This window comes from Streptomyces sp. NPDC056144, assembly GCF_042264145.1.
Classification (GTDB): Bacteria; Actinomycetota; Actinomycetes; order Streptomycetales; family Streptomycetaceae; genus Streptomyces.
The window spans coordinates 73,944-92,324 of sequence record NZ_JBHJVF010000002.1; the positions used below are offsets into that span (position 1 = coordinate 73,944).

Here is an 18,381-nt window from a genome sequence, read left to right on the forward strand (position 1 = left end):
GCAGGTGGGGCGGGTGAGCGTGTGGGAGCGTGTCCTTGACCGTGCCGGTATCCGCGAGCCGGAAGCCCGCCAGGGGTACACGGCGCAGCTGCGGGCGGTGCGGCGGTTCGCCCCGGCCGAGTATCTGGCGGCGCGGCTGCTGCTGCCCGCGCCGCTCCAGCCCGACGTCATCGCCCTGGTCGCCTTCATGCACGAGACCGATGACCGGATCGACCGCGGGCAGCGCGCTGAGCGCGAGACGGCGTTGCGACGGTGGCGGGACCTCACGGACGACGCGTTGGCCACTGGCGACGCCGCCGCGCAGCCGGTGCTGCGGACCCTGTCGGGGACCGTTCGCCGGCATCCCGTACTGCGTGGTCGCATCGACGCGTTCCTCGCCGGGGCCGCCCAGGAGGTGGCCTGGGAGCGGTTCGGGTCGGAGGCCGACCTGACGGAGTACATCGAGGGGTACTCGCTGCCCGCTCTCATGCTGTCCATGTGCCTGCTGGCGCCTGACGGGGAGGCGGAGGCAGCCGAGTTCGAGCGGGCGTGCCTGGCTCTCATGACGGCGATGCAGCGGATCGACTTCCTGGAGGACCTCGCCCAGGACGTCGAGGAGGGAAGGGCCGGCATCTCGGACGAGGCCCTCGCCCGGCACGGTCTGACGGCCGCGGACCTGCGTCCGGAGGCGGCCGGTACGGCTCCGGTCGCGGCGCTCGTCGCCGCCCAGGCGCGTACCACTGCCGCCTCCCTGGGAGCGGCGCGGCCGGTCGTCGGTCTTGCGGACGCGTCCTACCGGCCCTTCCTGCGGGCCGTCGTGCAGGTGCAGGAGGCGCGCGCGGCGGCTGTGCGGAAGGCCGGGGCCTCGCTCGTGGCCCGGCCGTGCGGGCCCTCGCCGCTCAGGTGCGGTGGCGTGCTGCTCCGGGGGGTCGTGCACCGGGGCTTCGCCGTATTCGCCGTGTCCGGGGGGCGGCGTCAGCCTCGCGGCTGACCGGCGGTCCGGCGGTGTCCGGCGGTCACTGCTGGCCGAGGAGCCTTCGGATGCTGCCGAGGAGGCGTGTGCGGGAGGTGGGGGCGAGAGCGCGGACCTGGTCCGTGATCGCCCGCAACTCCTGTTCCTGGGGATCCATATCGGGCTCCGGGACAGGGGTGAGGACCGCTCGCAGAGCGTCCTGGAGCTGACCGGCGAGCTTGATGTCCGCGACGTCGACGCTGCTGCGCAGGGCGAGGTGGCTGACGCGCTTTCCGCGGAGGTCGCTCACCGTGACGAGGGTCGCGTAGAGGGGACGCAGTGCCCGCGCGAGGGCTCGTCGCCCACTGGTGCTCAGGAAGCCCGGGTCCACGTCGAAGAACTCTTCCAGCGCGGCGGTCACGGCCCGGCCTGCCTCCCGGCCGCCTGAGAAGAGCGCGGAGACCATGCCCCGGGACAGGCCGAGCGCGTCCGCGATGTTGACCTGCTTGTGGGGCTTCCCGTCCGGTGCCCGTCGAGTGTCGAGCAGGAAGGTCAGGCGGTCGGTGAAGCTCAGGTTCAGCCTGTCGTCAGGGACGGGCTCGCCGCGCAGGAGAGCGAGGACGACGTCCTCGGGGATACCGGTCTGGTAGGCGACCGCGTCGAGCTCCAGGTCCTCGTGGGTCATGCCCGTGGAGGGAAGCAGATCGTTGATCGCCGTGATCAGCGCCGCGAGGTCGTCCGGCGGTGTATCGGCGGCTTTCATACGGGGCGGTCTCCAAGGAGAGAGAGGGGGGTCTGCCAGGTGTCCTGCCAGGCGCTCTGCAAGGTGTTCTGCCAGGTGCAGGTTAGCCTTCCGGGCCCCCCGAGTCACGGTCGGCTGCCGCCTCAAAGGGCTTCCTCAGCAGTGAAGTTCACAATTGTTGACACCTCTGGGCTGGTGCAGCAAGATCGGGGAACGTGCCGGCCCTTCCGGATTCGCCGGCTGATTCGCGTACGGCAGTAGGCGATTCGGCGTGCGGAATTCCGGCGGGACGGGCATGGGGGCCTCAGCTCGAGCGGGGGCAGGCGACGCGCGATCCGGCCATGGCGGAGCGCGTCGTGCACCCCGCGCCATCCGATGTCCGCGAGGGGAGTGCCGATCGATCGCGCCTGGCCCGTTCCAGCGCTCGCCGCCCCGTTCCCTTTCTCTGATCGCCGTCGCGCCGGCTCGGTGACCACCGTGACCACCGTGCTCGCCGTCTTCGCCGCGGTCCTTCCCCATCTCCCGCTTCGGAGCACCCTGTGTCCCTCGCCGCCGCACCAGACTCCGTCCTCACACGCCGACCGACTCCTGGCACCGTCGCCGTCGTCGCACCGTACGGTGACGGCGGCGGGCACCTCCGCGAGTACTCCTACCTCGGCTGGGACTGCGTCGCCGTAGCCCTGCCGGACCACGAGCGTCCCGCCGCCCACCGCGACCACACGGTGGACGTCCCCGGGTACTCGGCCACCGTCATGCACACCGGAATACGGCACACGGTGAAGCAGCTCTCAGGCATAGGGGTCGATCTGGTGGTCGCCGGAAGCGGTCTGGGGGTGGGGCTTGCCGATCGCCTCTCGTACCACCTCGGCCTGCCCGGTAACGCCGTCGGTACGACGTCCTTCAGGACCAACCGGGCCGTCCAGGCCACCGCGCTGAGCGACGAGGGGATCGTATCGGCCGCGTCGATGTACTCCACCGACGTGATGGACGCCCTGAGGTGGGCGGACACGGCCCGCTTCCCGTCCTACGTCGTCGCGGCGGCCGACAGCTCGGTGACAGCTCTGCCCGTCTTCTGCTCCGGGCCGGACGAGATCGTCACCACGTGGGCGTGGGCACGCCGGGCCGCCCAGCACCACACCGGTTCGGGTGAAGTGATGCTTCAGCAGCGCATTTCCGGCCCGCAGTACCTCATCGAGACCATCAGCGGCCCTCTCTCCGGCGATCATGTCGTATCCGAGATCTGGGCCGAGACCCGGACGGAAGGACAGGCACACGACCGATCCGAACTGCTGCACCGTCACGGCCTGCTCTTCCGCACACTGTCGCTCTACGCGCTGAAAGTCCTTCCGGTACTCGGCATCGACCACGGCGCTGCCCGACTCCGCGTGGCGTGGAACGACCAGCTCGGGCCGGTACTGCTGTCGGCACGCGCTTTCGCCCAGCCGTCCTCGGTCGACGCCTACTCGCCTTCGGTCGGCCACATCGCCGCGGCGGCTCGCGTGGCAACGATCGACGGCCTGGGCAGGGCCCCGGAAAGCGAGGAGCACGCCGTGATGCGGGTTTCCCTCGCGGTCCCCGCCGACGGCCGCGCTCTCGACGCCGCGCTGCTCCGGACGATCTCGACCCTGCCCACGCTCGCGTACACCGTCCGGGTCGCGGAGTCCGACAGCTCTCGACGCAAGACCCTCCATCGTGCCGCATCGTCCGGCGAGCTCGTCCTGGCCGGCACCGCCCGCGCGGTCGATGAGGACTACCGGCTGATCCGCTCCATCGAGCAGGGCGGGCACCGCGGGTTTCACTGAAACGACCGACTGCAGGGGTCTATCCCGCAAGGGCACGGGCGCCGGACTTCGGGGCCATGCTCTTGCACAGAACTCTCCAGGCAGCAAGGCTCCTTGTCGTCCTCGCAGTCAGATCACCGGGGGCCTGCCCAGCCGGGTCATCCTCCACACGGTGCGCCACCGCATCGGGCGACGTGGTGGGCACGGAACCCGGACCCCTTCGAAGAAGCCGGCCCACCACTCCTTGAGTCCGGCCAGCGGGGGTCGCTGCACCACCGTGTACGCCGCCCACGTGGCGAGATAGACGGGGACCAGGACTGCGGGCAGGTGGCGCTTGGCCAGCCAGACGCGGTTGCGGCCGGTGTTGCGGTAGTAGACGGCGTGGCGGGACGCAGCGGTGCGCGGATGTCGCAGGAGGATGTCGGCCCGGTAGTCGATCTCCCATCCGGCATCGAGCGCGCGCCAGGCGAAATCGGTTTCCTCGTGCGCGTAGAAGAACTGCCTCGGGAAGTCGCCGACTTGATCGATCACGCTCATGCGAATGGCGTGGGCGCCGCCCGGAAACGTGGTGACCTGGCCGGACAGGTGCGGGTCGGCACCGCCGAGGCGCGGGACGTGCCTGCGCTGGCTGACGCCTTCCTCGTCCACGATCCGGAAGCTCACGATGCCCAGGCGCGGCTTCTCGGCGAACGCCTCCCGGACCAGGCGGAGGGTGTCGGTGCGGGGCAGCGTCCCGTCGTCGTCCAGAACCACGACCACGTCCACGACCGCGTCCACGCCGCCGTGCTCGCGCAGCGCCCGCACGCCCTCGTTCCGGCCGCCGGGGATGCCGAGGTTCTCCGGCAGTTCGACGCCCAGGACGCCGTCCGGGAGCTCGGGGAGTCGCACGCCCTGGCCCAGTACGACGACCGTCGCGGGATCGCCTTCCTGCTTCGCCACCGAGTCAAGGAGCGCCAGGAGTTCCCGGGGTCGGTCGCCCATGGTCAGCACCACCACGCCCACGTTCATGGCGTCCACTTCCTGTTCGTTCGTGCTCGGGCCGCAGCAACTCGGCCGCCTTCTGCTCCAGGCTTCTGGCGCCGGCCACACCGCGCTTGCGGTACCCGGCCGCCGTTGAGTAAATCGCCTTGATCTCCTGCCGGTTGCGGTCGGAGACCACGCCGTCCATGAAGTCCAGGGACCGGCTCCACAGGGCCACGGCCTCCTCGTGGCGGTGCTGGGCGGCCACCGACTTGCCCAGGTTGACCATGGTCAGGCCGTGCCCACGCTGGTACGTGGCCGGTGTGCGGTCCGCCAACGCGGCACGGTAGTGCCGTTCGGCCGCCCCGTAGTCCTTCATCGCGGTCAGCGTCTTGCCCGTGTGCGAGGCGACCGTCGCCGTCACTGGCCCGGAGGCGGCGGCGAACGACAGCACCGGCTCCCGCAGGTCCAGGACCGCGTCCTCGGCCGCCAGCAGTGCCCGCGCCGCCTTCCCGCTCTCCCGGCTCGTCCCGTACGCCCTGGCGCAGGTCACCAGCAGCAGTGCCTCGGTCCGCCGGTCGACCTTCCCCGAAGCCCGGCGCAGAGCCTCCTCCGCCAGCTCCACGCACGCGTCGGGATGGCCGAGGTCGAGCGCCTGGTGGGTCATGGCCCGCATCATCCATGCCGCGTGCCCGTACGGGTCGGCCTCGCAGGCGAGCTGATAGCCCAGCAGGTAGTACCGCTGTGCGACACCTTCGCGGCCGAGGTCGTGATGCTTCCAGCCCACGAGCGTCGCCAACTGGGCCGCCGCCCCGAACGCCTGTCTGCGTACGACGTCGGCGGGAAAGCGCACCGCGAGCAGGGGGGTGACGGTGTCGGTCAGGTACGCGGTGACGGCGGTCAGCCCGTGGCCGCCGCCCAGCTTCTCGTCCGAGCTGCGGAACGTCTCGGTGAGCATCCGGACCGTCGCGACCTCTTCTGTGCCGACACCGCCGCCGGTCTCAGCGGCCTTGAGCGTGGCGGCGACGGCTTCGTGGTCGTAGCCGAGGGGAAGGGCGACGGCTGCGGCGGCGAAGGCGGAGTTCAGGAAATCCCTGCGTCGGAGCATCACGAATCTCCCGAGGTCGGCAGCGGTGGCCAGCGGATCGATGCCCAGGGCCTCCCCGCCGGCTGCGCAGCCTAGACCGATCTCGGCAACCGTCACCTTCCGCTTCATCCTTCGGGTGAGAGCCTCGGCGATGAAGAACGGCGTCTGCCCGGATGGTGTACCGCCGGCGACCCAGTACGCGACGGCGGACGGCCCTGTACTCAGCTTCGCCCCGGCCTCGGCCGCCACGATGCGGATCTCCCTGGCCAGCGCGTAGTAGGTCAGCCCGGCCTCGTCGATGACGTCTGCCAACCGGCTGTTCGGTGTCCGGCTCCCCGTCACTTCCGGCCCCTCGAAGGCGATCTTGAACGGTTTGAACGAGTTCGCGACAGGCCAACGGTACTCACTTTCCGTGCAGGAGAGTTCACTGTTCATACGCCCCCGGAGGTGAAGGACCCTCCGGGCGGCTCCCCCGAAAGCAGCGGGTCGCGGCGTCCCCGTCGGCCTGCAGCCCGCTGCTGCCCCGTACGAGAGGAGCGACCGCGTGACGACGTCCGAACGGCCCCGGAGGGCCCTCGGCGCGAGCGGCCGGACGTACATTCCGACGGAGCCCCAGCCGGGTGCCGAGCCGGGCCCTGCGTCTGCGAGCAGCCGCAGGCTGGGAGAAGTTCATGCGCCGCGCCGAGAGCCGACCGGAGGCAGGGACGTGAATCCGGTCGATCCGGACGGGTACGAACAGCACCCGTTCCTGAACAAGAACGTCCGGGACATCGCCTCGCGTGGCGAGGGCGTCCTGGTCGCCGTCACGCACGAACTCCGCAGCCACGGCACCGTGCGGGTCGCGCATATCCGTCCCAAGGGAGGGGTCGAATGGACGGCGGCCGCGGACAACATCCAGCTCGTCACGTGAGACAGCGCTGAGCGGTCCTCGCGTACGCCGTCGTCGCCACCGTCGCGTACTCGCTCCGGCCGTCGCCCCACCACCAAGGGAGGTGAGGGGCGGCACCTCGTCGGCCCAGGCGGCGGCCCTCGCCGGCGTCTGACTACTGGCTACTGGCTACTGGCTACTGGCTACTGGCCCGATGCCATGGGCAGCGCGGCTGCCTTCCTCCACGTCGCCAGCTGTCCGTCGTCGACCGGCCGCATCTCGCCCTCGTACAAGTGCGCGTGACCGTCGTTCACCGCGTCAGCCCACGCATGCGTCGCGAACACGTACGTGCTGCCGTCCTTAAGCCGCTCAGCTGTGCCGGAGTCCAGCCCGTAGGTGACTCGTACCGTCCCCCGCACGCTGCCCCGCAGGACCTCGGTCACCTCGACCCGGTACACGTCCTGCGTCCAGCCCTCGATGTCCCGCTGCTCCTCGAACGCCTCGACCCGGCCGGTGAACACGTTCTCCGTACGCGGCGCGGTGCTCTCCGGGTTCGTCGCGTCGTACGCGCGCAGCGCATGCCCCTCGAGCGGCTTCGCCCACTGCTGGTATCCGGACCAGCCGCCCCACACCAGCGCCCCGGCAGCCAGCGCCGCCCCCACTGCCATGGCCATCGTCTTCTTCATGCTCATCCCCACAGTGCGTGATACGCCTTGACGTCGGAGTCGGTCGGGCCGTTGATCTTCTTGCCCGAGATGTGGCCGTAGTCGGCCCACAGGAGAGACGGGTACGTCCCGTACCCGTACTCCTTGTGGCAGAAGCCCAGCGCATGGCCCAGCTCGTGCGCCGCTACCCGCCTGCGGTCCTCATCCGTGCCGAGGCTCTTGCCTGGGTCCAGGTACGCCCTGTTCAGCGACAGGTAGTCCGTGCCGTGGTGCGGCTCCCACTTGCCGTAGGTGTCCTTCCACTCGCCGGACGTACTGATGATGTCCCGCCATTCCACATCGGCGTACGTCGTCGCTCCGTCCGGGATGATCTTCACCCGGTTGAGCGTGCCCGCGGTCCAGACCTTGACCGCGTGCTTGCGCGCGTCGTCGAACCTCGTGTCGTCGTCCCACGTGATCTCGGAGCCGTCCACGGAAGACCGGCCGCGCGAGTCGGACTGCCCGCCCTCGCACTTGTGCGGCGCGGCGACCGGCACCCCTTGAGCCGGAGTGGGGAGCGCCAGCAGAACGACGGCGGCCGAAGCCGCCGCGAGGCCTAAGGTGTTCGTCCTCATGGCCGGACGATAGCGTTCCGCTACCTTCACGATCGGCGTCCCGTCCACCCGCCGCAGGCGCTCGAGAGCACGCAGCCGGCCGGCGTGCTCCCTCTCGCCACCCTCGCGCGCCGGCTCACTCCCCCGCGCGAGGGTCGTGGCCAGTGGACGACTGCCTGGGCGTGCTTGCGCAGCGGCGGGTTGCTTGTCCCAGGTGGCAGGGCGCGTGGTCGAGAAGCTCGGCCGTGGCGGGCTCCTGGTCGCTTGAGTCGTTGGCGAGCAGCTTGTCGGCGGCGAAGACGGCAGCCGGGATGCGCGGGCGAGGATCGCCGTGGCGATCGCGGCGGTAAGTGCACGGCTCGGGCAGCGCCAGGAGCGCTGTGAGTTCACGCTTCTCGTGGCTGTGGCCTGCGATGGTGAGTGCGGCGGTAAGTGCGGTGGTGAGCGTGATTCGCGCCGGGGAGAGGTTTGGTCATGAGCGGCGTCGGTCGGGGGTTCGGTGCGGAGCAGGGCGTGACCGTCTACCTCGCGGCGAGCTGATCCTCGTACACGGAACAGGCGCATACCGAGCGAAGCGGACAGCGAACGGCCACCTCGGGTGACTGTCTCGATGGTCGATCACAGGTCGAGATCCTCACCCTGCGGCTGGCATTCAGGCCATTTGGTGGCCGGAACCCAGAGAAGAACGGCTTTCCCCTCGGAATCCGGCGCTGCCCACCTCGGTGCACTGCCATGATCCACCCGTACGCCATGTGACATTTCACATTGCTCTCGGGTGAGGGCGATGGAAGAGGGAGGACACCCCATGAAGAGTCTTGCCACTGCCGCGGTCGCCGCCGCGACCCTGGCCACCCTGGCCACCGGTCAGGAAGCCGTCGCCGCGCCGGCCGGGCCGGTCGGCGCCGTCGTCACCTGCGGCACCCCCGGTGCGCCCGGGATCCTGCAGACCAGGGCCTGTGTCGAGGTGACCGGCAACCAGGTCCGCTTCTACGGGGTCGCGGCCACGACCAACTCCGGGTGGCAGCCCCAGCAGGTCGGCTTCACGGTCTCCGGCACGGTCGTCGGCAGCGCCCCGATCGCGCCCATCAACCCGACCGTGCTCGTACAGGCGGGCACGACCTCGGTCGGCAGCATCGTCGCCACCGCGCCGTGCGGTGCGACGGTCACCGGTTCCTTCTCCGTGAACCAGTTCGGCTGGCCCCCGTCGACCGCGACCGTCTCGACCGTGGTGTCCTGCTGACCACGGCACGGACGCAGACATGACGGTGCTCCACTCCCCCACCGCGCGGCGCCCCGCGTCGGCGGATTCCGGTCGGCGCAGGAGGGAACACGCCGACGCACGGCGCTCGCTGGGGAGAGTGGAGTGCGGGAAGTGCGCGGGGCCGCCGCGCGGGCCGCGCGGGCTGCGCGCGGCGTGGAACGTCTGGAGCGGCAGACCGGGCTTGGGTCTTCCGAGGGCATCTCTGGTCGGTCACCATGGAGGTCCGTCGGCGATCCGAGGGTGGGATGAGCGAGGCTGAGAACGTTCTCGACGGGCAACGGGGAAAGCCTGAGCAGGTCGGGGTCGCACCGTGGCTGGCGCTGGCCTGTCTGGTCGGGCTGTTTCTTGCCTGCCTCGTACTGACGCACTTCACCTCAGAGGTGCGCACGGCCCTGTGGGGCGAGCCCGGCAGCGTGACCGGAGCTGACTGCCGGACGTACGACAACACTGTGGCCAATGCGGGGACATCGACGTCCTGTTCCGGCACCTTCACCCCGGACGACGGCGGCTCGTCGTTCGATGTCCCCGTCGACGGCGACATCGATGCACAACCGGTCCGCGCGTGGCTGGTGGACGGCGCGTCCGGTACCGCATACGTCTCGCCCACGGTGTGGGCGGGTGTGCTTCCGGTAGGGCTTTCCCTCCTCCTGGCCGGTCTGCCGGCGGCAGTGACCGTGCAGCACGTGCGTCGCCGTCTCCGTGCACAGCGCCCGAGAAAGCCGCTTCACGGGCCAGCCTCAGAGCCGAGTGCGTGATCGGCGACGAGCCGGTTCGTCGTTTGTGCGGGTCGGCGGGCATGCGGGGGTTCTTGCCGGTGCGCTCTTCACGCCAGGCCGGCCTCTGTGGCGGTGCGGACGCTGCCGCCGTCGCTCGTGGTGCCCGGGGCATGCGCCGGTAGGCGTCGTACGGCCGGGACGCACAGGAGCGCGAGGGTGGCGGGGACCGCGATGACCGTCATCGCGTACAGGGTGGGCCGCATGCCGAGGGATTCGGATACCGGGCCGGCGAGCGCCAGGCCGAGCGGCATGAGTCCTGCCGACAGCAGGTGGTCGTAGGAGCTCACGCGGGACAGTGCTTCCTCGGGCACGTGTGTCTGCAGCGCCGTCTCCCACAGGACGAAGAAGAGCGAGACGGCGACGCCGGTGACCGCTTCGAGGGCCGCGATCAGGGCGAGCGGCGCGCCGGATCCGATGATGATCGCCTGGCAGGAGGCCACCGCCAGTGCCGCGGATGCCAGGGCCATGGGCCGCGTGATCTTCAGCCGGTAGGCGCACACGTCGCCGACGATGGATCCGATGCCGAATGCCGCGACCACCACCGACCAGCCTGCCGCGCCGCCCCACTCGCGCTCGGCGAGCACGGGGCCCAGCACGAAGACCGACGGCAGGACGACCACGTGGTAGACGGCCATGCCGGCCAGACCGGACAACACCCATGTCCGGCTGCGTACCTGGGCCCAGCCGGCGCGGAGTTCGGCGAGGAAGGTGCTTCCGGGGGCGTCCTGCGCTGTGTGGGTTGCCGTCTCGCGGGGCTTGAGGCGGGCCAGGCACGCGGCGCTGGCCGCGAAGGTCAGGGCGTCCAGGGCCAGGGCGCCGCCGGGGCCGGCCAGCGCTACCAGCCCAGCGGCCAGGGCCGGGCCGAGGACCAGTCCGGACGACTGGACGAACCCGCGCAGGGCGTTGGCCTCCCGCAGCCGGTCCGGGCCGACCACCAGCGGCATCAGTCCGGTGGAGGCGGGCATGAAGAACGCGTCCGCGGTGCCGAACAGGACCATCAGCAGGGCCAGATGGGGAACCTCGGCGACGCCAGTCAGCAGCAGTACGGCCATGAGCCCCTGCACCGCGAACCGCACGAGGTCGGAGACCAGCATGATGCGGTGGCGCCGGAAGCGGTCCGCCCACACCCCGCCCACCAGGGTGAACAGCAGCATGGGTACCAGGCCTGCGGCCGCCACCCATCCCACGTCGGAGGCGGATCCGCCCACCGAGAGCACGGCGAAGGGCACGGCCACGAACGACACGCGGTCGCCCAGCACCGACAGGGACTGCCCGATGAACAGGCGGGCGAACTGCGGTTCGTCACGCAGCACGCCAGGGATCAGGGATTTCACGCGGGAGCCGAACCGTTCAGAGACATGAGGGCAGATTGTGCAGCGCTCAAATCGTAGGATTGATCATCCGCGCTGGTCATCTGCTTTTCCCTCAGGCCCGCGCCGGCCTCCGCCTCCGCGGCGGGGCCGAACCGCTCACGCCCGGTCCCGTCCGGCTCGGTGGCGGTGGGGGCGGCGGAGGATCCAGACCGCTGTGGCCAGGGCGACGAGTGTTCCGATCACGGCCCACCCCGCTGTGCCGAGGTACGTTCCCAGCTGTTTGGCCGAGGCGCCCGCGAGCGCGCCTCCGAAGACGTACACGGCCGACCAGGTGGCCGCGCCCGCCAGGGAGGCGGGAAGGAAGTGTGCGTAGCGCACGCGGGCCATGCCGGCCGCCGCGGGGGTCAGTGTCCGGATCACCGGCAGCAGGCGGGTGAGGAAGACGGCCCACGCGCCGTGCCGGTGCAGGGCGCGGACTGCCCGTTCCCATTGCGCGTCGGTGATACGGCGCAGCAGAGCGGCGTTACGGAGCTGCTCGCCGTAACGCCGCCCGAGGACGTAGCCCACGTGATCGCCGAGGCTCGCGGCCAGCGCGACGACGACGAAGAGGACGGTCAGCAGGCCTTTGCCGTGGACGGCCGCGCCGGCGATGAGAACCGCTGTCTCGCCCGGCACCACGATGCCGATGCCCAGGCCGGACTCGGCCGCGCTGAACAGACCGGCGGTTCCCAGGACGGCGGCCGGTGGCAGGCCGCCCAACGTGTCCAGCGCCTGCACGAACCATGACACGTGTCTCGGGTCTCCCTGCTCGCTTCGTTCCGCTCGTTCCGCTGATCGCGGGGCTACCAGTGGAACCCGGCCCAACGGTGAGATCGGTCCGCCCGGAGGACGAGATCGACGAGATCGTGCTGCGACCCAGGTCGCATCGCCGGGCCCCGGAGGCTTCCGGGGCCCGGTCCGTGCGGGTCGGGGGCGGTGAGCCGGCAGGTGGGCCGGCGGGTGGTCGGTGTGCGGGAAGGGTCTCAGCGCAGTCGTCGTGCGCGCAGCACCACGTCGTCCGTGTGGTGCGCGCCGGCGCCGCCGTCGGGCGCCACGCGTGGCCGCTGCTCGTTCACCTCCACCTTCCATTCGTCGGCGTCGGCGGCGAGCAGTGCGGCGACCATCGAGGGCCAGACGTAGTCAGCCGGGTCGAATCCGCTGTCGTGCGCCTGCTGGGTCTCCATCCCCGCGTGGTGTACGAGCAGCAGGACGCCTCCGGGCGCGACGGCCGCCAGCAGCGCTCGCTCGGCCGCGGCGTCGGGGGTGCGCAGCAGGGCCGGGTACTGCGCGGAGACCAGGTCGAAGGAGGCCGGCGGGAGCGCCGCTTCCGCCAGCGCGGCGTGTACCCAGCGCACGGCGACGCCCGCGTCCCGGGCGTGCCCGGCCGCCCGTTCCAGCGCCACCCCGGAGACCTCGAGCGCGGTCACGTCCCAGCCGCCGCGCGCGAGCCAGACGGCGTCCGCGCCCTCACCGCAGCCGACGTCGAGCACCCGCCCTGGCGTGAGCCCGGCGACCTCGGCCACGAGCGCACCGTTGGGCCGGCCGCTCCACAGCTGTTGGCGTTCGGCGTATCGGTTGTCCCACTCCGCCCGCACCGCGGGGTCTCCGACGTATCCGTCGCCAGGCAAGGACGTGTGAGGCGCGGGCGATCCCGCCGTGATGTTGTCGGTCACGGGCCCAACGTCCCCCATCGCGGCCCGGCGACGCCACTCCCGTTGCCGCTTCGGCAAAACGGCGTCGATGCGCTCACCGACGGCCGGCTGTGCCTCCGGGGGGTCCGGGGGGCCGGGGGGCCGGGGGGCCGGGGGGCCGGTCGCCAGGAACGTACCCGCCAGTAGCCAGGTGTCGCGGTCGTCGGCAAGGTGTCCGGGGGCCGGACCGGCGGTAAAGCGAGGGAAAAGTCCGTGGGGGCGAGCTGCGGTTCCCGTACGGAGCGTTCTCGGCTTCTTGACGCGTTCTTGATGCCCCGGGCATCACAGTGAGGGGATCGGAGCAACGGATTCCGCAGCAGGCGGGCCATTGACCTGCGGTTCTGCTCAGGTTTCCATTCAGCCCGGGAGCCACGGACCCACCTGATCACCGGCCGCCTCGGAGGCGATACCGCTCCCGCACGGAAACACCTTGCTCACCGATCGGAACCGTCTGATGACCGACACCCTCAGCGCGCCGCACGCGTTGGCCCCGCAGACCGGCCCCGTGCCGCAGAAGCTCAAGCGTTCCATCGGTGTCGTGGGCGGCACCTTGCTCACGCTGTCGTGCGTGACCCCCGCCTCCACCTTGTTCGTGGTCGTCCCGGACCTGTTCGACGGAGTCGGCACGTACGCCGCCCTCACCATCGCGATCGGTTCGCTGCTCTGTATCGGCGTGGCGTTCTGCTACTCGGAGCTGGGCACCCTGATCCCGAGCGCCGGCGGCGAGTACGCCATGGTCTCCACCCTCACGGGCCGCCTCACCGGCTGGCTCGTGTTCGTCCTCTCGCTGCTCGTGGTGATGATCGTGCCCCCGGTGATCGCCATGGGGACCGCCGACTACCTGGCGCCCCTGGTGCACATACCGGCCCCGCTCGCCGGCGCCGGCGTCATGCTGCTCGCGACCCTCGCGGGCCTGCTCGACCTGCGGGCCAACGCCTGGATCACCGGCATCTTCCTCGTACTCGAGGTCGTCGCGGCCGGACTCGTCGCGGTCCTCGGCTTCGCCCACTCCGAGCGCGGCGTCGGTGCGCTCGTCCACGGCCAGGTCGCCGGCGAAGGCGGCACCCACTCGCTCGTCACCGGGGCCATGGTCGTCTCCGGCCTCGCCATCGCGCTCTTCATCACCCAGGGCTTCTCGACGGCCGTCTACCTCTCCGAGGAGCTGGAGAACCCGCGCAAGAACGTGGCGCGCACCGTGCTCGCCACCCTCGCCATCTCCACCGTCGTCATCCTCGTGCCCGTCGTCGCCATCACCCTGGGCGCCGCCGACCTGGAGACCCTCACCGGCGGTGACATCAGTGCCATGATCACCGCCTGGTCCAACTCCGCCGTCGGCACCTTCATCAGCCTGTGCGTCGCCCTGGCCATCATCAACGCGGGCATCGTCATGGTCATCCAGAACTCCCGCGTCCTGTTCGCCTCCGCCCGCGACAAGGCGTGGCCCGAGCCCGTCAACAACGCACTCTCCCGGCTCGGGCGCTTCGGCTCCCCCTGGGTCGCCACCCTGCTCGTCGGCGTCCCCGGCGCCGCCCTCTGCTTCGTCAACCTCGACACCCTCTACGGCGTCACCGGCGTCTCCGTCACCGGCATGTACCTCCTGGTCGCGGTCGCCGCTCTCTTCAGCCGCCGCGGTGCCCACCGCGAGGTGGCCGCGTGGCGCATGCCGCTGTGGCCCGCCGTCCCCGTGCTGCTCATCGGCGTCCTCGCGTACGTCCTGTGGATGCAGGACGTCGAGTACCTGCTCTGGACCGGCGGCATCACCGCCGTCGCCACCCTCTACTGGGCCCTGTACCTGCGGCCCCGCAAGGACTCCCGCTGGCTCGTCACCATCCCCGAGGACGAGCAGAGCTGATCTCTCTTCGCCCCTTCGCCCCGTCGTCATACGGCGGGGCGAAGTGCTGTCCGGGGGTCAGTCTTCGGAGAAGGCGGGGCGCCCCATCCACCAGTTGCCGGTGGCGTCGGGGTCCGGACTGGTCCAGAACTCGATGACCGCGTTGGTGAACTCCGCGGGTGACAGCACGCCGTCGCCATCGGTGTCGAGGTGGCCGAACGCCTCGGCCGCGCTCTCCTCGGTGAGCTCCGGGAAGTGCCCGCGCTGGAAGGCGAGGAACTCGGCGGGGCTGATCCGGCCGTCCTGGTCGATGTCGGCGATCTGCAGGTAGGTTTCGGCGATCCCCCCGAGGGCGGCCCTGGCCGCCCCGGGGTCCTGGGACAGCGCGCGGGTCGAGGCGACGAACTGGTCCTTCGGGATCCCCAAGCCTCCGGCCGGGAGGAACGGCAGATGTACCTCCCGCCAGATGGCCGTGTAGGCACCGATGATCCGCTCCGCCTCCGCGGAGCCCTCCGCGTGACCGAGAGAGGACGCCACCCGGCGCCCCATCTGCACGTGATCGTCCTCGGTCAGCACACCGTTGCCGTTCACGTCGAGCTGGTCGAATCCATGCTCGATCTTGGCTGTCAGAAAGTCCTGTCCGCCCATCACCGCTCCTCACAAGAACGCACGCTGAGAACAGGGCATGGGGGCACGCCCTGTCTGTCAGGCAGGCAACGAGAATCCGCCCGGAAGGAAACGCCCTTCGTCGGACTGCGACATCGCACTGGGTGCGGAGTGGCTGGGATTCCAGGCCGACTGGCTCAGAGCCATGGATTCGCCGGGCGCCGACCCTACGCGGACGCCGTGGCCCGTACGCGGGAGCTCGGCCTCTTCGCGGAACCGCTGGTGGCTTCCCCCTACGCCGCGGAGCTCCCGCGAGCGCGGCCCTGGGTCACGTGGTGGCCGAGGGCGGGGGCCGGGGTCGGGGCGGGTGTGTCGTCGGGCTGTTGTGGGGGCTTGCGGCGTAGCAGGGTGGTGGCGGCGAGTACCGCGGCGGTGCCGAGGAGCACGGTCCAGTTGAGCGGCTCGCCGAGGAAGACGGCGCCGAGGACGACGGAGACGACGGTCATGAGGTAGATGACGGTGGCGGCGGCGGCCGGGCCGTCCTTGGTGATGATGACCGTGTTGAGGAGGACGGCGAGGCCCGTGCAGACGACTCCGAGGATGATCAGGGCGATGGTGGAGTCGGTGCGCCACTCGACGGGGTCGAGGCCGAGGAAGGGCACGGCGAGGAGTGTGAGCAGGGCGGCGATGCTCAGCTGGCCGCCGGCGAGCATGAGGACCGGGGTGCCGCGGCCGGCGAGGAAGCGGCCGACGTAGGCGAAGCTGCTGCCGAAGCTGATGGCGCCGAGGACGAAGCAGACGATGCTGCCGGTGGAGGCGTGGGTGCCCGGGTCCCAGGGCGCGGCGACCAGGACGACGCCGAGGAGGCCGATGGCCATGCCCCAGACGCGGGCGGCGCCGAGGCGTTTCTCGCTGCCGAGGAGCACGGCCGCGCCGAGCGTCCAGACCGGGCCGGTGCCGCTGACGATGCCGGCGACGTTGCTGGAGCCGTCGATCTCGCCCTGGGCGAAGAGCAGCCAGGGGACGGTGTTGCCAAGCAGCGCGGCCACGGCCATGTGGCCGAGGGTCGTCTTGTCGCGGGGCGGCCGCTGGCCCTTGGCGAGGCCGATGGCCATCAGGACGGCGGCGCCGAGGACGAGCCGTACGAAGACCGTCGCGACCGGCGCGAAGCCGTAACCGGAGATCTTGATCCAGAGGAAGACGGAACCCCACAGCAGGCTCAGTCCGGACAGCCGCAGCAGCGCGCCCGTTTTCATGGGCCGGCCCTCACATTCGACGCAGACGGGAGAAAGGCACGAAGGGAGCGGGGTGGAGGGGATTCCGTCCGTCGGCCCGCGTGAGAAGCCTCGCGTCGGGCCGTGTCCCGCGTCCAGCAAGGTGTTTTTCCGATGAAGGTGAAGGGCGTCTGAAACGTGCGCGGAGGAGGCTACGGGACCGCCGCCCCCATGGCTTCTTCGCCTTTCTCCGGCGGGCCGTTGAGCTCCGTTTCGGCGGCCCGGGCCGCCTCGCGGAGAGCCTCCAGGACGGCCTCGATCTGCGGCATGTCCCCGCTTCCGTACCGTACGGCGGCGAAGACGCGGCGTGAGGGCGCGTCGTCGATGGGCCGGATCACCACACCGGGCCGGGAGCCGCGGCGGGCGAGCCGGGGGACGAGGCAGATGCCGAGGCCCTCGCGGACCGCGGCCAGGGTCGCGTCCCAGTCGCCGATGACGTGGGTGGCCCGCGGGGTGAAGCCGGCCGCCGCGCAGGCCGCCAGCGGGATCTCCTGGCACATGCCGACCGTGGCGAAGATCCAGGCGTCCTCGGCCAGGTCCGCGAGGGCCAGGGTGGGCGCCTGCGCCCGGGGGTGCTCCGCCGGCAGGGCGACGTCGAACACCTCCGTCATCAGGGGGTGCTTGTCGAAGCGGGTGTCGAAGGCCGGCATGGACGGCGACTCCACGGCGATGACCACGTCGGTACGGCCCTGTTCGAGCAGCTCGAAGCCGGCCGGGGGGTCGACCTCGGCGAGCGTGGTGCGCAGCCCGGGGCGGCGGCGCCTGACGATCCCGGCGGCCGGCAGGACGAGGGGCGCCAGCGTGGTGCCGAAGCCGGAGACGGACACCTCGCCGCGCTCGCCGCCGCTGTACTCGGCGAGGGAGACCCGCAGCCGGTCGAGGCAGGCGAAGATCTCCTCGGCGCTGCGCAGCACCAGCTTCGCCGCACCCGTCAACCGCAGCCGCCGACCGGCTGGTTCGGTGAGCGGCACGCCCAGCTCCTTGGCGAGCCCGGCGAGTTGCTGGGAGACCGCCGAGGGGGTCAGGTGCAGCGCGGCGGCGACCGCGCTGACCGTACCCCGCCGGTCCAGTTCGAGCAGCACCCGCAGCTTGCGCAGGTCGGGTTCGCTGCCGTACGGACGGGTGGCCACCGCTCCCCTGCCGTCGACCGCTCCCCCGTCGTCGGCCGCTCCCCCGTCGTCGGTGGTGGGGGCCTTGTTCTCGTCCATGTCCGGCGCAACATCAGCGCGGCCGGTTCGTGTTCCGGGTCGACCGATCGTCTCCTCGGCGAAGGAGTTCGAAGGCGCTCGAAGGCGTCGGGGTGGGCCTTGGCCCTGGCGGCGGTTCCGGCCTGCGCGCGTTGGAGCGGGCGGCCGCGTGACGGCCGTCGCGCTCAGTACTCGATGTCGAGGTAGTCGATGTCGGTGAGCCTGACCTCGGAGAGGCCTGCGGCGCGGGCGCCGTTGTCCTGGAAGTAGGCCTCCTTGAATCCCTCGGCCATGATCTCGCGCTGGTGCTGGTCGCTGAGGCCCTGTTCCTGGGCCTGGAAGAGGCGCTGGGCGTAGGTGGCGGGGAGGTTGATGGTGAGGCGGCGCAGGCGGCCGTCGTCGGTGGTGCCGATGGGGGCGGTGTAGCCGAAGCGGGCGCGGGTGGAGACCTTGATTCCGGTGGTGGCGGCCTGCCGGCGTCGGCGGCGGCGTACGCCTGGCTGCCAGCGGGTCTTCACCGCCGCCTCGATCCGGGCGGTGATGCGTGGGGGCGGGTTCTTCCGGGTGCCGCGGCGGTAGCGGTTGACGGAGTCCGGGGTGACTCCGATCTCGGCGGCGACGGCTTTGGCGGTGCCGAGCTGTCGGATCAGGTAGTTGATGCGGCCCTGGAGGGTCTTGGGGGGCTCTCTCGTGAAGTGTTCCTGGTCGGCGCGCTTGAGGGCGTCGTCGATCTCTCCGGTCATCTGATGCGGGCTCCAGTCGTCGGAGGGTGGTGA

Annotated in this window: 18 protein-coding genes; 6 read left to right on the forward strand and 12 right to left on the reverse strand. The window is 71.1% G+C overall.

Annotation, left to right across the window (positions count from 1 at the left end; genetic code table 11):
• Positions 1-13: 13 nt before the first annotated feature.
• Positions 14-970 (forward strand): squalene/phytoene synthase family protein, encoded by a 957-nt coding sequence (locus ACFC0Z_RS06880; protein WP_376433599.1) that lies wholly within the window; start codon positions 14-16, stop codon positions 968-970.
• A 25-nt stretch (positions 971-995) separates the two neighbouring features.
• On the opposite strand, the gene ACFC0Z_RS06885 is transcribed toward ACFC0Z_RS06880, so the two are convergent.
• Complete coding sequence (locus ACFC0Z_RS06885; protein WP_376433601.1) at positions 996-1,694, reverse strand: helix-turn-helix domain-containing protein; 699 nt, start codon at positions 1,692-1,694, stop codon at positions 996-998.
• A 518-nt stretch (positions 1,695-2,212) separates the two neighbouring features.
• Here ACFC0Z_RS06885 and ACFC0Z_RS06890 point away from each other — a divergent pair.
• Positions 2,213-3,475: a hypothetical protein gene (locus ACFC0Z_RS06890; RefSeq protein WP_376433603.1), complete on the forward strand. Its 1,263-nt coding sequence runs from the start codon at positions 2,213-2,215 to the stop codon at positions 3,473-3,475.
• A gap of 108 nt (positions 3,476-3,583) precedes the next feature.
• Here the strand turns inward: ACFC0Z_RS06890 and ACFC0Z_RS06895 are convergent, their stop codons facing one another.
• Both ACFC0Z_RS06895 and ACFC0Z_RS06900 read right to left on the reverse strand, forming a co-directional pair.
• On the reverse strand, positions 3,584-4,462 hold the full coding sequence (locus ACFC0Z_RS06895) for a glycosyltransferase family 2 protein (protein WP_376433605.1): 879 nt from the start codon (positions 4,460-4,462) through the stop codon (positions 3,584-3,586).
• Positions 4,398-5,843 (reverse strand): tetratricopeptide repeat protein, encoded by a 1,446-nt coding sequence (locus ACFC0Z_RS06900; protein WP_376435011.1) that lies wholly within the window; start codon positions 5,841-5,843, stop codon positions 4,398-4,400. The genes ACFC0Z_RS06895 and ACFC0Z_RS06900 overlap by 65 nt, the downstream gene beginning before the upstream one ends.
• 364 nt (positions 5,844-6,207) lie before the next feature.
• Between ACFC0Z_RS06900 and ACFC0Z_RS06905 the strand changes: the two genes are divergently transcribed.
• Positions 6,208-6,411: a hypothetical protein gene (locus ACFC0Z_RS06905; protein WP_376433607.1), complete on the forward strand. Its 204-nt coding sequence runs from the start codon at positions 6,208-6,210 to the stop codon at positions 6,409-6,411.
• Between the two features lie 161 nt (positions 6,412-6,572).
• Here the strand turns inward: ACFC0Z_RS06905 and ACFC0Z_RS06910 are convergent, their stop codons facing one another.
• A complete protein-coding gene (locus ACFC0Z_RS06910; protein WP_376433609.1) occupies positions 6,573-7,061 on the reverse strand; it encodes a hypothetical protein in 489 nt (162 codons plus the stop codon).
• The gene (locus tag ACFC0Z_RS06915) at positions 7,058-7,648 is read right to left on the reverse strand and encodes a hypothetical protein (protein WP_376433611.1); all 591 of its coding nucleotides are present in this window, start codon (positions 7,646-7,648) and stop codon (positions 7,058-7,060) included. The genes ACFC0Z_RS06910 and ACFC0Z_RS06915 overlap by 4 nt, the downstream gene beginning before the upstream one ends.
• A 784-nt stretch (positions 7,649-8,432) precedes the next feature.
• Here ACFC0Z_RS06915 and ACFC0Z_RS06920 point away from each other — a divergent pair.
• Together ACFC0Z_RS06920 and ACFC0Z_RS06925 are read left to right on the forward strand one after the other, a co-directional pair.
• Entirely contained in the window at positions 8,433-8,867 is a 435-nt protein-coding gene (locus ACFC0Z_RS06920) for a hypothetical protein (RefSeq protein ID WP_376433613.1), read from the forward strand.
• A gap of 266 nt (positions 8,868-9,133) precedes the next feature.
• A complete protein-coding gene (locus tag ACFC0Z_RS06925) occupies positions 9,134-9,643 on the forward strand; it encodes a hypothetical protein (RefSeq protein ID WP_376433615.1) in 510 nt (169 codons plus the stop codon).
• Positions 9,644-9,711: 68 nt separating this feature from the next.
• Here the strand turns inward: ACFC0Z_RS06925 and ACFC0Z_RS06930 are convergent, their stop codons facing one another.
• The 3 genes from ACFC0Z_RS06930 to ACFC0Z_RS06940 all read right to left on the reverse strand — a co-directional run bounded on the left by ACFC0Z_RS06930 (position 9,712) and on the right by ACFC0Z_RS06940 (position 12,689).
• On the reverse strand, positions 9,712-10,977 hold the full coding sequence (locus ACFC0Z_RS06930; protein WP_376433617.1) for an MFS transporter: 1,266 nt from the start codon (positions 10,975-10,977) through the stop codon (positions 9,712-9,714).
• A 156-nt stretch (positions 10,978-11,133) separates the two neighbouring features.
• On the reverse strand, positions 11,134-11,766 hold the full coding sequence (locus ACFC0Z_RS06935) for a DedA family protein (protein WP_376433619.1): 633 nt from the start codon (positions 11,764-11,766) through the stop codon (positions 11,134-11,136).
• Between the two features lie 233 nt (positions 11,767-11,999).
• Positions 12,000-12,689 carry a class I SAM-dependent methyltransferase gene (locus tag ACFC0Z_RS06940; RefSeq protein ID WP_376433621.1) on the reverse strand — a complete coding sequence of 230 codons (690 nt, stop codon included), beginning with the start codon at positions 12,687-12,689 and terminating at the stop codon, positions 12,000-12,002.
• Positions 12,690-13,161: 472 nt separating this feature from the next.
• Between ACFC0Z_RS06940 and ACFC0Z_RS06945 the strand changes: the two genes are divergently transcribed.
• Complete coding sequence (locus ACFC0Z_RS06945; RefSeq protein ID WP_376433622.1) at positions 13,162-14,559, forward strand: APC family permease; 1,398 nt, start codon at positions 13,162-13,164, stop codon at positions 14,557-14,559.
• Between the two features lie 57 nt (positions 14,560-14,616).
• On the opposite strand, the gene ACFC0Z_RS06950 is transcribed toward ACFC0Z_RS06945, so the two are convergent.
• From ACFC0Z_RS06950 to tpg, 4 genes are all read right to left on the reverse strand, one after another.
• Positions 14,617-15,186: an EF-hand domain-containing protein gene (locus ACFC0Z_RS06950; RefSeq protein WP_376433624.1), complete on the reverse strand. Its 570-nt coding sequence runs from the start codon at positions 15,184-15,186 to the stop codon at positions 14,617-14,619.
• Positions 15,187-15,437: 251 nt separating this feature from the next.
• The gene (locus ACFC0Z_RS06955) at positions 15,438-16,400 is read right to left on the reverse strand and encodes a DMT family transporter (protein WP_376433626.1); all 963 of its coding nucleotides are present in this window, start codon (positions 16,398-16,400) and stop codon (positions 15,438-15,440) included.
• A gap of 170 nt (positions 16,401-16,570) precedes the next feature.
• On the reverse strand, positions 16,571-17,626 hold the full coding sequence (locus ACFC0Z_RS06960) for a LysR family transcriptional regulator (protein WP_376433627.1): 1,056 nt from the start codon (positions 17,624-17,626) through the stop codon (positions 16,571-16,573).
• 164 nt (positions 17,627-17,790) lie between these two features.
• A complete protein-coding gene (gene tpg, locus ACFC0Z_RS06965; RefSeq protein WP_376433629.1) occupies positions 17,791-18,348 on the reverse strand; it encodes a telomere-protecting terminal protein Tpg in 558 nt (185 codons plus the stop codon).
• Positions 18,349-18,381 lie beyond the last annotated feature (33 nt).

Coding starts and splice junctions, on each gene's coding strand:
- ACFC0Z_RS06910 (WP_376433609.1), bottom strand. CDS start 7,061: ATGAGCATGAAGAAGACGATGGCCATGGCAGTGGGGGCGGCGCTGGCT.
- ACFC0Z_RS06960 (WP_376433627.1), bottom strand. CDS start 17,626: ATGGACGAGAACAAGGCCCCCACCACCGACGACGGGGGAGCGGCCGAC.
- ACFC0Z_RS06950 (WP_376433624.1), bottom strand. CDS start 15,186: ATGGGCGGACAGGACTTTCTGACAGCCAAGATCGAGCATGGATTCGAC.
- ACFC0Z_RS06895 (WP_376433605.1), bottom strand. CDS start 4,462: ATGAACGTGGGCGTGGTGGTGCTGACCATGGGCGACCGACCCCGGGAA.
- ACFC0Z_RS06915 (WP_376433611.1), bottom strand. CDS start 7,648: ATGAGGACGAACACCTTAGGCCTCGCGGCGGCTTCGGCCGCCGTCGTT.
- ACFC0Z_RS06925 (WP_376433615.1), top strand. CDS start 9,134: ATGAGCGAGGCTGAGAACGTTCTCGACGGGCAACGGGGAAAGCCTGAG.
- ACFC0Z_RS06920 (WP_376433613.1), top strand. CDS start 8,433: ATGAAGAGTCTTGCCACTGCCGCGGTCGCCGCCGCGACCCTGGCCACC.
- ACFC0Z_RS06955 (WP_376433626.1), bottom strand. CDS start 16,400: ATGAAAACGGGCGCGCTGCTGCGGCTGTCCGGACTGAGCCTGCTGTGG.
- ACFC0Z_RS06885 (WP_376433601.1), bottom strand. CDS start 1,694: ATGAAAGCCGCCGATACACCGCCGGACGACCTCGCGGCGCTGATCACG.
- tpg (WP_376433629.1), bottom strand. CDS start 18,348: ATGACCGGAGAGATCGACGACGCCCTCAAGCGCGCCGACCAGGAACAC.
- ACFC0Z_RS06945 (WP_376433622.1), top strand. CDS start 13,162: ATGACCGACACCCTCAGCGCGCCGCACGCGTTGGCCCCGCAGACCGGC.